At 64.1% G+C, this 12,360-nt stretch carries 15 protein-coding genes; 14 read left to right on the forward strand and 1 reads right to left on the reverse strand.

All coding sequences use genetic code 11. The features are described 5' to 3' along the window. Positions 1-557 precede the first annotated feature (557 nt). The 13 genes from CPBF1521_RS16825 to CPBF1521_RS16885 all read left to right on the forward strand — a co-directional run bounded on the left by CPBF1521_RS16825 (position 558) and on the right by CPBF1521_RS16885 (position 8,893). Positions 558-851, forward strand: coding sequence for a RebB family R body protein (locus tag CPBF1521_RS16825; RefSeq protein WP_011051975.1), 294 nt, complete (start codon positions 558-560; stop codon positions 849-851). 22 nt (positions 852-873) lie between these two features. Beyond that, positions 874-1,143, forward strand: a complete 270-nt coding sequence (locus CPBF1521_RS16830) for a RebB family R body protein (protein WP_011051976.1) — start codon at positions 874-876, stop codon at positions 1,141-1,143. Positions 1,144-1,173: 30 nt separating this feature from the next. Then, positions 1,174-1,440, forward strand: coding sequence for a RebB family R body protein (locus CPBF1521_RS16835; RefSeq protein ID WP_011051977.1), 267 nt, complete (start codon positions 1,174-1,176; stop codon positions 1,438-1,440). Between the two features lie 52 nt (positions 1,441-1,492). Then, positions 1,493-1,771: a RebB family R body protein gene (locus CPBF1521_RS16840; protein ID WP_011051978.1), complete on the forward strand. Its 279-nt coding sequence runs from the start codon at positions 1,493-1,495 to the stop codon at positions 1,769-1,771. A 106-nt stretch (positions 1,772-1,877) separates the two neighbouring features. After that, positions 1,878-2,213: a hypothetical protein gene (locus tag CPBF1521_RS16845; RefSeq protein ID WP_011051979.1), complete on the forward strand. Its 336-nt coding sequence runs from the start codon at positions 1,878-1,880 to the stop codon at positions 2,211-2,213. Positions 2,214-2,236: 23 nt separating this feature from the next. After that, the gene (locus CPBF1521_RS16850; RefSeq protein ID WP_011051980.1) at positions 2,237-2,482 is read left to right on the forward strand and encodes a RebB family R body protein; all 246 of its coding nucleotides are present in this window, start codon (positions 2,237-2,239) and stop codon (positions 2,480-2,482) included. Continuing rightward, on the forward strand, positions 2,479-3,141 hold the full coding sequence (locus CPBF1521_RS16855) for a RebB family R body protein (protein ID WP_115677673.1): 663 nt from the start codon (positions 2,479-2,481) through the stop codon (positions 3,139-3,141). The genes CPBF1521_RS16850 and CPBF1521_RS16855 overlap by 4 nt, the downstream gene beginning before the upstream one ends. A 79-nt stretch (positions 3,142-3,220) precedes the next feature. Beyond that, positions 3,221-3,568 carry a hypothetical protein gene (locus CPBF1521_RS16860; RefSeq protein ID WP_011051981.1) on the forward strand — a complete coding sequence of 116 codons (348 nt, stop codon included), beginning with the start codon at positions 3,221-3,223 and terminating at the stop codon, positions 3,566-3,568. Positions 3,569-3,587: 19 nt separating this feature from the next. Continuing rightward, on the forward strand, positions 3,588-4,658 hold the full coding sequence (locus CPBF1521_RS16865; protein ID WP_115677674.1) for a hypothetical protein: 1,071 nt from the start codon (positions 3,588-3,590) through the stop codon (positions 4,656-4,658). Further along, positions 4,655-5,290, forward strand: coding sequence for a hypothetical protein (locus tag CPBF1521_RS16870; RefSeq protein ID WP_104648181.1), 636 nt, complete (start codon positions 4,655-4,657; stop codon positions 5,288-5,290). Before CPBF1521_RS16865 ends, CPBF1521_RS16870 begins: the two co-directional genes overlap by 4 nt. A 4-nt stretch (positions 5,291-5,294) precedes the next feature. Next, on the forward strand, positions 5,295-6,341 hold the full coding sequence (locus tag CPBF1521_RS16875) for an NUDIX hydrolase (RefSeq protein WP_201798637.1): 1,047 nt from the start codon (positions 5,295-5,297) through the stop codon (positions 6,339-6,341). A gap of 41 nt (positions 6,342-6,382) precedes the next feature. Further along, positions 6,383-7,069, forward strand: a complete 687-nt coding sequence (locus tag CPBF1521_RS16880) for a glycoside hydrolase domain-containing protein (RefSeq protein ID WP_115677675.1) — start codon at positions 6,383-6,385, stop codon at positions 7,067-7,069. A gap of 39 nt (positions 7,070-7,108) precedes the next feature. After that, complete coding sequence (locus CPBF1521_RS16885) at positions 7,109-8,893, forward strand: hypothetical protein (protein ID WP_115677676.1); 1,785 nt, start codon at positions 7,109-7,111, stop codon at positions 8,891-8,893. Here the strand turns inward: CPBF1521_RS16885 and CPBF1521_RS16890 are convergent. Then, positions 8,890-10,428 carry a helix-turn-helix domain-containing protein gene (locus CPBF1521_RS16890; protein WP_115677677.1) on the reverse strand — a complete coding sequence of 513 codons (1,539 nt, stop codon included), beginning with the start codon at positions 10,426-10,428 and terminating at the stop codon, positions 8,890-8,892. The genes CPBF1521_RS16885 and CPBF1521_RS16890 overlap by 4 nt on opposite strands. A gap of 445 nt (positions 10,429-10,873) precedes the next feature. Here CPBF1521_RS16890 and mdtD point away from each other — a divergent pair, with 445 nt between their 5' ends. Then, positions 10,874-12,295, forward strand: coding sequence for a multidrug transporter subunit MdtD (gene mdtD / locus CPBF1521_RS16895; RefSeq protein WP_104583133.1), 1,422 nt, complete (start codon positions 10,874-10,876; stop codon positions 12,293-12,295). The last annotated feature ends 65 nt before the right edge of the window (positions 12,296-12,360 follow it).

Consider the following 12,360-nt stretch of genomic DNA (forward strand, 5'->3'; position numbering starts at 1 on the left):
CACTCCAAACACGGCCCTCCCGCCTCGTTCCGTTGAACGTGATCTCGCCACTCCACTGATGTGCGGCAGTGAGCGCCCTGCCGACGTCACTGCGACGTGATGCGCGCCGAGCTCAACCGCAACGCGGTCAATCATCCACGCGCGTGGGCTCCGGTTTCGCAAGGCACCGACAGCGTACCGGCTGCCCATTAACTTGCCGCAGAGAGTCGCCAAGCGGACGCGAGCTTTGCTGCCTTTGCGTCAGGAGCAGCCTGTGCTCGCCTGTTCTGCATGGTCCTTCTGTAACTGCCTTTGCGATTCACCACGACATTCCCCGCACGCCGTTCCAAAACGCGTCTTTACATCGCATACGCTCTAAAGCGGATCGGGTTTCACGTCGATAAGCCCGGCATTGCCGTCGTTTAAACCAATTTTCCCGGACCAAGGAGATTTACTGTTTCTCCACGGTGATGCGGTGCCACTGCAACACATCTCCGGACAGGCAGGCCGCCTGCCGAACCTCGACATCGTCACATTCGTTCAAGCGCTCCACTCATTCGAGAAACAGGGAGAAAAGCATGGCATTTCCAACCGCCGTCAACGACCAGATCACCGACTCCGTCACCCAAGCCAACACCAAGGTACTGGGCGACGCCCCGGCTATCGCCATGGGCAATCTGTACCAGGCCACCGCGCAGGCGCTGGCCAATGCCGCCCACAACGCGACCAACGCACAGCAGCAGAGTTATGTCACTGCGCAGTCGGCCACCACCATGGGCGTGGCCACGCTCTACTCCATCGACACCGCCACCACCGGCGTAGCCACCAAGCAGATTCTAAGCACCGGCGTGCCCGGACTCGTGTCGCGCTAACTCACATCTTTAGGAGAAGAAAATGGCATTTCCGACCGCCGTCAATAACCAGATCACCGATTCCGTTACCCAGGTCAATACCAAGGTGCTGGGCGACGCTCCCGCCATCGCCATGGGCAACCTGTATCAGGCCACCGCGCAGGCGCTGGCCAATGCCGCCCACAACGCGACCAACGCGCAGCAGCAGAGCTACGTCACTGCGCAATCGGCCACCACCATGGGCGTGGCCACCCTGTACTCGATCGACACCGCCAGTACCGGCGTGGTCACCAAGCAGATCCTGGGCGTCTGACGGCCCGGCTAACGCCAAGGACATTCGCCAATGGCATTTCCCACCGCCGTCAACGACCAGATCACCGACTCGGTCACCCAGGCCAACCTGCAGGTGCTGGGAAGCTCCCCTGCCGCAGCCATGGGCAATCTGTACCAGGCCACCGCGCAGGCGCTGGCGAACGCGGCACACAACGCAACACTCGCGCAACAACAGATGTATGTCACCGCACAGGCAGCAACCACCATGGGCGTTTCGCTGCTGTATTCGCTCGATACCGGCGCCACGGGTGCCGCCACCAAGAAGATGTTCGGCTAACCGCTAACGCCGCAGCGTCTTCGTTCTTTTCCTACCTCAAGGAGCTATCACCATGGCCTTTCCGACCGCCGTCAACAGCCAGATCACCGATTCCGTTTCCCAGGTCAACACCAAGGTCCTCGGCGATGCGCCGGCGATTGCAATGGGCAACCTGTTCGTTGCCACCAGCCAGGCGCTGTCCAACGCCGCCCACAACGCCACCAACAATCAGCAGCAGTCCTACGTGACGATGCAGGCGTCGACGACTCAGGGCGTGTCCACGCTGTATTCGATCGATACCGCGTCCGATGGTGTCGCCACCCGGGAAATCCTCAGCGCCGGGTTGACTTAATCGGCCACCAGGCGTCGCTGCTGCCGCACGAGCGGCGCCTGGTTCGATACGCGAAGCCTTTGCAACCACCACGCAGTTCGCTGGCCGAATCGAGAAAGGACGCCTCATGCTGCAACTACGTCATATCCCTACGTCCAACACCCTGGATGTCGTCGTCAGACTGATCCGGGGCCGCACCATCGTGGCGACATTCGCGCCGCATCAAAAGGCAGTGATCAACGTCGAGTTCGACGGCATCCTGCCTGTGATTCCCGGAGCGCAGCCGTTGGTCTATCGCCAGAAGCTGGGCAACATGATCGACGTGCCGCAGGGCAATTTTGCATTCCTGGAACGCGTGCCCGATGGCGTGGCCTTGCAGTACGCGTGCAGACACGAACCACAGAACACCGTGCTGTTCTCGGCGTCGGCTGGCGTTGAACAGCGCAGGCCGTCGTTGGCCTAGGACACTGATGCCAGTGCCCCGTCATGGAGCCAAGCGCGCAGGTCGCAAGCGTCGCCAGCCTGATCGGTACCGCCGCTACAGGTGCAGCGATGGCGATCGGCCAGGCGCCGGCCTTCGCGATGGGGGCGACCTATCTGGCGCTGTCGGATTCCATCGCGCTCGCAATGGAAAACGCGGTCGCCAACCAGCAGCGCGGACAGGTGCTCGCCGATGCAGCTCTCACTCAAATCCTTGCCTTAATCATCCAGAAGGGAGCGACTTCGTCATGATCGACGACAGTAGCGTGAACAGCCAGATCGTCGATGCGGTGAGCAGCATCGTGACGCTGACCACCGGTCAGGCACCGGCACAGGCGCTCGGCATGCTCGATGCCGTGATGCTGGAGACGCTGGGCATGGCAATGCACAACGCCGTCAATCGGCAGCAAGGCGCCGGCATGATCAATGCAGCAGCGATCACCGCCGCCTGCGCCAAGATGATCTCGGCACCGTTCCCGGTTCCGCCGCCACCACCGCCTGCACCACCCGGACCACCACCGACGGTCGCGCCATTGCCAGGTCCTCCCCCCGTACCGCCCCCGCCTGCAGCGCTCATCGCCGCCGCCGCGGCCGAAGCCAAGGTGGCCGTCGACGTGCTGAAGACGCAAGCACAAGGCGCCTCGGCAGATGCCGCGACCGCAACCGCCGACCTCATGGAAGTGCATGCGCTGAGCGTCCCGCCGCCCCTGCCCGCCACTCCCCCCGCTTCCGGTGCCGGCCTCGATCATGCTGCCACTTCTGATGCTCCTGCTGCTGCAGCCGCAACTTCACCCGCAGCTGCAGCTACAGGCACACCCCCTGTCGCTGCTGCATCTGCACCTGCTGCTCCTGTTGCACCTGCATCTGCATCTAGCTCTGCACCTGCACCTGCGCCGCCTGCTCAGTCATAGGCCGTCCGCAGAGATGAGGTCAGCTCCCCCTACCACCAGGCCTCATTGAAAGGCGGCCGATCATTCCATGGGAACCACGATGGAACCGACAAAGGTCAATGCGCAGGTCATCGATGTCATCAACCAGGTGCAGCTGGCGACCATGAGCCCGCAGGTCGTGCTGACCAGCGGAGCCGGCAAAGCCTATCAATCGGTGGCGCAGTCCACCGCCATTGCGGTGCAGGACGCCACCGACGCGCTACGCAATGTCTCCACGATCGCCACCACGGCCGTTGGCGTGGCGATGGCGCAGTACCTGGCCACCGGCGATGACAAGTACGTCACTGCACTCAACCAGGCGCAGGCACTGATGCAGGGCGCCACCGACGACTTTGCCAGGATCGGTTCGGCGGCCGGGCTGGTGCTGAAGAATTTCCCCGCTGGTTGAATCCACAAGGAGTCATGCAATGTCCGTTTCGATCGCAGGCCGCCTCATCTCGATGCCGACGATGCTCTCGACGCTGGGCAGGCAGTGCCTGGCCTTCATCGATGGAGGCACCCAGTGGCTGGCATGGGCGATCCAGTCGCCCGGTGTGCGCTACGACTTTCCCGACGAGAGCAGCTTGCTCGACGAAGTGCAGCAAGGCCTGCATGGCTCGCGCCTGGCCTTGTTGCCGCAGCTGGAGCTGAGGGTCAGCCCGGTCAAGCTGATGACCTTGAGCCCGACCGACCTGGGCACGCTGGCGCAGGCCGAAGCCGGAGACACTGGCTCGGTGGTCAAGGCGCAGCTGCAGCGGATCTTTCGCGACAACGCCCTGTACACCGCAAGCGACCTGGCCGCAGGCCGCAGCCTGCTGACCCAGCTGAAGATCGATGGCGCCGGCGTGTTCCAGTCGCTGGACCTGGAAGAAAGCCTGGCACTCCGCCAGCTGGCCGCCGACGCGCCGCCGGCCAACGTGACGCCGGCACTGCAGCAGGAAGCGGCGGCATTCGCCATCGAGCAGGCGCGCACGCCCCTGGAATTCTGCGATTACTACCGCTTCTACCTGGCCTGCACCGCCACCATCGCCGCTGAGGACGAACGTGCGCATGCGGCGGCCTCGGCACTGCAGACGCTGTTGCCACAGCTGTTCACCACCCTGGATTGCCCGCAGGTCCAGGGCCTGCCCTCGCCCAACGAGGTCGAACGCAGCGTTGCCGAATGGCTGGCACGCGGTCGCCAGATCGGCTTCGCGCGGCTATCGCTGGCGGCCCAGCAGATCGTCCAGCACACCCGTTACCGAGGCGACGGCGGCGACCAGGCGGCCAGCGATGCGATCCGCCTCTATTTGCAGTCTGCGCAGGCATTTCTGGCGGCCAACCGGCCCAGCCGTGGCGTGCTGGGCCAGGATGGCAGCAGCTGCGTGTTCACCATGCAGAACGACGCCCTGGCTGCACTGCTGCAGGTCAACGGCGGCATCATCTCGCTCCGCGACTTCGGTGCCGCACCTGCATCATCCACCACCTCGCAAGACACGGATGCGGAGGCCACGCAGTGAGCGCACCGCCCCCGCCTGCTGCGGCCGGCGACCAGGCCCCGCCTGCGGCCAGCGCCGCCGACGCGGCGCGCGAAGCGGTGCATGCAGGTCGCGCCGCTGCCCTGGCGGCCGCACGCCAGGGCATGGCGCAGGCCGAACACGCACTGGGCGAGAGGCTGCGCGCGCTTGCAGCGCAGCGTCCAACCGAAACCGCACCACTCGCCGCTCCGATGCGGCCATCGCGTGCCGATGCCGTCACCCCGCTCCATTCCGCGTCCACTTCAGGAGATACCAGCATGTCCGACGATACCCAGCCCACGCCCCCGAACCAGACACCAGCCTCCACTGCGCAATCGTCAGGATCCTCGCAGATCGAAGCGGCGCTGAAAGCGGCGCAAGCCCAGATCGATCAGGCGATGGCGGCCAGCAATATGGCAGTGCAGGCGGCGATGCAGGCCGCAACCGCGGCGACTGCCGCAGCTGGCAATGACCAGGCGATCGATAGCGCAAACCAGGCACTGCAGCAGGCCGAACAGGCCGCCGCTGCGGCGGTGGCCGCCGCGCAGCAGCAGACCGAGCAGGCAATGAGCGCCGGCATACCCGACTCGCCGCCGCCGGAAGGATCGCCCCCATCGACGCCGGACCGGAGCTGATGGCATGCCACAGGTCTATGCGGCGGTGTCGGATGGGGGCGGCAATTATCTGATTGCACGCAAACGCCTACTCAATCAGTGGTGGGCGGAATACGCGGCGCCGGTACTGGCGATGGAAGCGCTTGCGCTGGTATGTCAGACCAATGCGGATCCAGCGCAGGATTGGAACACCGCCCGGGTTCGGCTAGGTAACGCATACCAGGCGGCAAACGGGGTCTTGTGCGACGGGATACCCGTCTTTCCCGACGCAGCAAGCGCACTCGATCGTGCAAGAAACGCATGCATCGCCACTCCCGACGGGAAAGTGATCGCCAACAACGCGCTGTTCGCAGTCCAGAATCTCATCGATGTGACGATTGCACGCCGCCCGGCCATTCCGTTTTCTCCGTGCATCAAGGCCGATACCGCCACGCTCGCATCCAGCATCGCCGCTGCCGGCGGCAATCCCCTGCAATGGAACACCCCGCGCGCGCAGGCCGAGGCGATCGCGGCCGCGCTCGATGACTGGGCAGCCGCCCAACCACCAAGCATCGTCAATCAGGCAGCCCAATGGGCATTACCCGGTGGCGGCATCCACGACGGCGAATCTCCCGAGACTGCGGCGCGGCGCGAGTTTGCCGAGGAGACCGGTTTTTCGCTCGACAACTCGAGCGACTTCCCGAGCGATCCGCCCGTGCAACTGACCGACCCGAAACGCAAATCGTTCTGGCTGGCGTGTTTCTCGACCAGGCTTTCTCTGGATGACATTGTGACATCCATCAATCGGGCCACTGTTCCGCGCGCAAGCGGCAATCGACCGACCAGCAGCGCAGTCTGCGATTGGGAAATCGAAGGCGTGCAACGCGTCGAGAAATCGCAACTGCGCGCCTATCTGGGTACCTACCAAGTCCTGTCGCGGGCCGCTGTAAGCAACGCGGCTTACGCCCAGGCACGCATTGACCATCCGGGTTCGCCCACCCCAACCAGTTATGACAGAAGGTGGCAGGCAAGCAGACGCCATGCCATCGATTGGTACGCGCTGATCGCCATGCATCTGCAAGTCACTGTTTGATTACCCGTTCCACCAGCCCTCGCCATACGCGGAGCTTCACCATGACCTTCCACATCGGCTTTGACACCGACCGCTTTCCGGGACTGCCCGCGCTCGCCTGGTTGAAGACACAGACCGGGCTGGCCTGGTGCGGCTATTACCTGGCGCCTGCGCCCAGCCATGCGGATACCGGATGGATGGGATGGCGACCGACGTTGGTCGCCAATGGCTGGGGGCTGGCGCCGATCTATCTTGGCCAACAGAGCGCCGGTCCGGACTCGCATACCGTGACCGCAGACCAGGGCAGCGTAGACGGCGCAAACGCGGCTTTCCTGGCCGATCAAGAGGGCTTTCCCGTTGGTGCGACGGTCTATCTTGACTGGGAAGACGGCGGGGAACCCAGTGACGCTGGAGTCGCCTACATCCGCGCCTGGATCGCGGCACTGGTCGCTGCCGGCTATGCACCGGGCCTATATTGCTCGCACGCACTGGCCGCCAGCCTGGTTGCCGCACTCGCGCCGGGGCCGACGCTGCAGGTCTGGGCCTGGCGCGTCGCCAACGCCAACACCCACACCTACGCCGGCGACATCCAGACGGTGACCGCATCCGATCCGGCCGGCTGCGGTTATGCGCACGCCGCGCTCTGGCAGTGCGAACAGAACGCGGTGCTGTCGCTGCCGGGAACGCCCTGCGATGGTCTGCAGATCGACCTCACTTACTCCGACGCCGCAGATCCAAGCGCTCCCTGAGCAAACGCCCCCTTCCCCTTTGCGAGCCGAGACCACGCCATGAAGGAATCTCCCGAACAAGAACAACTGCGCCGTGCGATCAGCGGCGAGTTGACCAAACGGATCAACGACGCGGCGCGCTATCCCAACGTGCGCTCTGCGGTGATCCAGGCATTGGGCACCATCCAGGATCGGATCGCGGGTCTATGCATCGCGGTGCGCGAGCGATTCATGTTGCGCGACGACCAGCCGCTGGCACGCTTCTACATCAAGGGCGGCAATGCATTCACAGCATGCATGGACCTATTGCAAGGGCAGGACCAGCACCTGTTCGATTCGGGAAGCTCGGATTGGGACACGCAGGTCGCGATCGACCCCTGGCTTCCCACATCCGTGCAGGATGCGCTGCATGCGGAAATTGAGGACATCGTCGTCGATGAGATGAAGAAGGCCGGCGTCCTCATCGCCTTCGAGCTCAGTCTGCTGACGGCCCCCGAATCTCCGCTGTCGGAGCAGCTTTACCCCATTCCACGTGCGCAATGGGGTCCGAACACAGTCGACGTGAGGTGTCTGGTCACCTGTGACGCGCCGCAGACATTACGCCGGGTCTTCGAGCGTGACCGCACCGGCCTGTCCGCCTATACCGGTGTGGAGATCGCCAAGATCGGGGAGCGCGATACCCCATCCCCGCCAGGCATCGTGCTGAACGACGGGATCAAGCCATTCGTGCTCTATCGCCTGGGTTACACCTGGCACGCCAACCTCATGGAAACCTATGTCGACCGGATTGTCACGGAACCGGCAAGTCCACGCGGCATACTGATGGAATTGATCGACGTGAGCCTTCCGCGCCGCGACACGATCGAAGCGATCACGATCTGGTCGGAGATGGAAAACGGACACCTGACCATTGCAACTGCTGGTGGCACGCAGGAGCGTTGGCAATTGCCGTTACCGGACCTGGATTATCATCTGCGCGAGAATCTGCTGATGTTGTGCGAGATCGCAAGCGACCCGCTCGCACTGGGCGCGCATAAGGAAGCCAAGCGACGCGAACGTGTGGCCGCAATCCACGCCTGGTACGCGTCCAGAGCGCAGCTGCAGCATTTTCAAGACGTCCTCGATGTAATGGCGGGCAGACACGTCGGGCAAGCTGGCGACGACGCCACCGCGCTGGTGAACGCGTTAATGGCATCAGTACGTGCGCGCACGTTGGGAGCCGCACCGGACTACGTCAACGGGCAACCGACCGATACAACGCGCACGCGCATCCTTGCCGCACGCTACGGCACCGGCACCCTGCTCACGCTGATGTCGGCGTCCTTCACCTCGCCGGTCGTGCTTTCGGCAGCTTTCAGCGATGATCTGCGGTTGATGAGCATCCTCGGCCAGAGCCCTTATCTGGCGATCGACCGACTGCGTTTTTCCGGCGTGGACATGGCGGCGGTGGCACGGGTGACCCACAAACAGCTACGTGGGCTGGACATTGCCGTATTTGAGCAAGCAGTCGGACGCTGGCTCGGCGAGAATGTCCAGGTCCTGGCCCAACCCCACAACACGCCACGGGTGGGAGGTCTTAGCTACGAGTGCACGCTGGTGGTGTTCGTCAAAAACAAGAAACCGCCGTTCGCAAAAACGGTTGTCGCGTTTCTGACTCTCACGACGGCTACTGCCGCGCAGGCACCCTTCCATTCCAGCCCGTCCGATCAGGGCAATGCATATGCGGCGCTGCTGGACATCGACGGTCAGCGCAAGGCGGCTGCTGCGCTGATCGGAGAGTTCGTGCTGCGTGATCTGCTGTCCAAGCAGCACGAAACCATCAAGACACTGCTACCTAACGCCTAGACCGGTGACGCACCGACTTGGGCACCGGCGTTACGGAACACACGCGGGCTCACCCCAACCAGCCGTCGGAAGCTCTTTTCGAAATGGCTCAGGTCGCCGAAACCGACCTTCAGCGCCACTTCGGTGATGCGCAGCCTGCGCTGCTGATGCAAAAGCTCCTTGGCCTTTTCGATCCGTAGCTGCTGCAGCATCGGTTTGAACGGGGTGCCGAGTTCGTCGCGGAACAGAAAGCCCAGATGCGACTGGCTGACATGCGCCTGCCGGGCCAGATCGCCCAGGGTCAGCGGCTCGGCATAGTGCTCACCCAGATGCACCAGGGCGCGCCGCAGCGCGTCGTGCAGGCTGGCAAGACGCTGGCCGGGGCGATGCGGAAGGCCGGCGATCCAGTCGACCGGCGTTTCCGGCTGCGTAGGCTCAGCCGGAAGATCGGCCGGTTGCGACATCGTCGCGCATGCATCGTGCTGCGCTCCCTGCACCCGGCCTTCCAACAGACGCGGTGCGTGGCGCTGGATGTCGGCGCTGCCGACCGGCCTGCAGGCGGTCATGACCGCCAGACGCAGCACCACCCGCTCCAGCTCCTGGAGGTTTTCCGGCCATGGGTAGTGGGTCAGGGCGTCCATCAACACGTCGGTGACCACCTGACCGTGATCCAGGCCATGCCGATCCAGCACGTGCTCGACGTGAAAGCCGATATCTGCCCGCCGCTTGCGCAACGGGGTAAGTTCGATCGACAGGACATCCAGTTGCGACAGCAGCGCCCGCGAGAAGCGTCCGGCACGTACGAGGCGCGACAGATCAGCGGTCGTGGAGGCGACCACGCGTGGCGAGTCCTCGCCGTCCACGGCGGACCATGGCCCGCCGAGGCCACAAAGCTGCCAGGCCAACTGGCGCTGTAGCGCGTCGTCGAGCTCGTCCACGCCCTGCAGGAACAGCGTTCCCCCGGCCCCGCGCTTGAACCATGCTGCCGGTGCGTCGCCGGGAGCGGCGCAGTCGATCGCAACGAACGGCCCCTCCCGCCAGGGTGCAGCTGCATGCAGCAAAACGGCCACCTTTTCCTTCTCGGTTCCGAACTCGCCGCGCACGATGACCGGCAAGCGACTGTATGCGGCGTGCTCGACAAATTCGTCGATCGTCAAGACCTCTTCGCTCACGCCCACGATCGACAGCGCGCGACCAAACCGGTCTTGCGCGAACGCCCGCGCGGCATCGCGCTTGATCAGGTACGCACAATACTTTGCGATCTGCTGGCACAGCGTCATCGCCTCCGGGGTCATTCGTTCTTGAGCCGGCGTGACATTCAGTGTGCCGAGCACTTGCCGGCCGTGCTGGACGGGAAAACACTGCGTGGGCGGGGGCTGGATTTCTGCCAGAACCGGCCCCGGTGGACCGTGATGCTCCACCGCGACAAACTTACATACCGCGCCGTTCGTGATCGCGCTCTGCGACAGTTGTGCAGCGATCTTTCCCAGCATTTTCTCCAAGGGATCGCCTGGGAAATAGGCGCACTGCACTACATCAAAGACTTGCTTTTCCATGGATGCTTTCGACCTGATCTACTGGCGCGCTCGGAAGGCGGCCAGACCCAAGTCGCGCCATCCCTGACCAGACCGTCGGCAAAGCTCCAAGCGTGCATTCCGCTTTTTCTACGAACGCTCCCCTCGCCCGCCCTCGGTCGATCCACCCTGATGTGAGACAACGCTCGCTTGCGGTGACTGGACGGTGGCAGGCGCAAAACGATTCGCCAGCAAAACAACCGCTTGGTGCAAGCCAGATCTGGCATTAGCACGCCGCCACAGCCCGTTCCCGACGATTCGTAGCATCGGGCTTGTCCGCAATTGGATTGGGTGCGGCGCGTCTCACTCGTTGCCGCTGCGGCGATGCGACGCTGCGACGGGCTCAAGCAATGGCGTCGTCTATAGTGTTGCGACGTTCTGCACGCGCGCGCAGGGATAATGCGCTGTCTTCCCGATGGCGATGCTCATGTCCCAGCCCGTGCCCACCTTGCGCGCCTACGACACCATCAAGCCGCTGCTGTGGCTGGTGTCATTGGCGATCTTCATGCAGATGCTGGATGCGACCATCGTCAATACGGCGTTGCCGTCGATGGCGCGCAGCCTGCACGAAAGCCCGCTGCAGATGCAGTCGGTGGTCTTCAGCTATGCGTTGGCGGTGGCGATGTTCATCCCCGCCTCGGGCTGGATTGCCGACCGCTTCGGCACGCGGCGCACCTTCCTGGCGGCGATCATCGTGTTCACGCTGGGCTCGCTGCTATGCGCGGCCGCGCAACAGCTGCCGCAACTGGTGGCCGCGCGCGTGGTGCAAGGCATCGGTGGGGCGATGCTGCTGCCGGTGGGCCGGCTGGCAGTGCTCAAGACCGTGGCGCGCGCCGACTTCCTGCGCGCAATGAGCTTCATCGCGATCCCGGCGCTGATCGGACCGCTGATTGGCCCCACCTTGGGTGGCTACCTGGTCGAAGTCGCCTCCTGGCATTGGGTGTTCCTGATCAACCTGCCGATTGGCGTGATCGGTTTCATTGCCGCGCTGAAGATCATGCCCGACCACTACGGCGATGCGCGCCAGCGCTTCGATCTGATCGGCTATCTGATGCTGGCGTTCGGCATGGTGGCACTGTCGTTGGCGTTGGACGGCATCTCCGAACTCGGCCTGCGCCACGCCTTCGTCATGCTGCTGGCAATCGGCGGGCTTGCTGCGCTGGCCGGTTACTGGCTGCATGCGGCCAGTACGCCGGCGGCATTGTTTCCGCTGGCCTTGTTCAAGGTGGCCAGCTATCGCATCGGCATCCTGGGCAACCTGTTCGCGCGGGTGGGCAGTGGCTCGATGCCGTTCCTGATTCCGCTGCTGCTGCAGGTCGGCCTGGGCATGAGCCCGATGAATGCCGGGCTGATGATGGTGCCGGTGGCGCTGGCCGGCATGGCCGCCAAGCGGGCCGCCGTGAAGCTGGTCGGCCGCTTCGGCTACCGCCGCGTGTTGATGCTCAATACCGTGCTGGTGGGCCTGGCGATGGCCAGTTTCGCCTTGGTCGATGTCGGCCAGCCGCTATGGCTGCGGCTGCTGCAGCTGGCCTGCTTTGGCGCGGTGAACTCGTTGCAGTTCACCGTCATGAACACCGTCACCCTGCGCGACCTGGATCGCGAGCAGGCCAGCCCCGGCAACAGCTTGTTGTCGATGGTGATGATGCTGGCCACCGGTTTCGGCGCGGCGGCAGCGGGCAGTCTGCTGGCCGCCTTCAACACGCATCTGGGCGACAGCCACGGCGCCACGGCGGCGCTGCATGCGACCTTTCTGTGCGTCGGTGGCATCACCTTGTCCTCGACGCTGATCTTCTGGCAACTGGCCGAGACGCGGCCGCATCCCAGGCAGGTGGAGGAAGTTGCCGAATAGCGATGGCTGGGCGACATCGCCTAGCGCGGCGCGGGTCAATGGCGTGTGCGATCCTGGCCGCGGTA

The sequence above is a fragment of the Xanthomonas euroxanthea genome (assembly GCF_900476395.1).
GTDB lineage: Bacteria > Pseudomonadota > Gammaproteobacteria > Xanthomonadales > Xanthomonadaceae > Xanthomonas > Xanthomonas euroxanthea.

What these genes read in the sequence shown, in the direction of transcription:
- CPBF1521_RS16865 (WP_115677674.1), top strand. Translation starts at nt 3,588, where the DNA reads ATGTCCGTTTCGATCGCAGGCCGCCTCATCTCGATGCCGACGATGCTC.
- CPBF1521_RS16840 (WP_011051978.1), top strand. Translation starts at nt 1,493, where the DNA reads ATGGCCTTTCCGACCGCCGTCAACAGCCAGATCACCGATTCCGTTTCC.
- CPBF1521_RS16830 (WP_011051976.1), top strand. Translation starts at nt 874, where the DNA reads ATGGCATTTCCGACCGCCGTCAATAACCAGATCACCGATTCCGTTACC.
- CPBF1521_RS16875 (WP_201798637.1), top strand. Translation starts at nt 5,295, where the DNA reads ATGCCACAGGTCTATGCGGCGGTGTCGGATGGGGGCGGCAATTATCTG.
- CPBF1521_RS16860 (WP_011051981.1), top strand. Translation starts at nt 3,221, where the DNA reads ATGGAACCGACAAAGGTCAATGCGCAGGTCATCGATGTCATCAACCAG.
- CPBF1521_RS16850 (WP_011051980.1), top strand. Translation starts at nt 2,237, where the DNA reads ATGGAGCCAAGCGCGCAGGTCGCAAGCGTCGCCAGCCTGATCGGTACC.
- CPBF1521_RS16845 (WP_011051979.1), top strand. Translation starts at nt 1,878, where the DNA reads ATGCTGCAACTACGTCATATCCCTACGTCCAACACCCTGGATGTCGTC.
- mdtD (WP_104583133.1), top strand. Translation starts at nt 10,874, where the DNA reads ATGTCCCAGCCCGTGCCCACCTTGCGCGCCTACGACACCATCAAGCCG.
- CPBF1521_RS16890 (WP_115677677.1), bottom strand. Translation starts at nt 10,428, where the DNA reads ATGGAAAAGCAAGTCTTTGATGTAGTGCAGTGCGCCTATTTCCCAGGC.
- CPBF1521_RS16880 (WP_115677675.1), top strand. Translation starts at nt 6,383, where the DNA reads ATGACCTTCCACATCGGCTTTGACACCGACCGCTTTCCGGGACTGCCC.
- CPBF1521_RS16855 (WP_115677673.1), top strand. Translation starts at nt 2,479, where the DNA reads ATGATCGACGACAGTAGCGTGAACAGCCAGATCGTCGATGCGGTGAGC.
- CPBF1521_RS16825 (WP_011051975.1), top strand. Translation starts at nt 558, where the DNA reads ATGGCATTTCCAACCGCCGTCAACGACCAGATCACCGACTCCGTCACC.
- CPBF1521_RS16885 (WP_115677676.1), top strand. Translation starts at nt 7,109, where the DNA reads ATGAAGGAATCTCCCGAACAAGAACAACTGCGCCGTGCGATCAGCGGC.
- CPBF1521_RS16835 (WP_011051977.1), top strand. Translation starts at nt 1,174, where the DNA reads ATGGCATTTCCCACCGCCGTCAACGACCAGATCACCGACTCGGTCACC.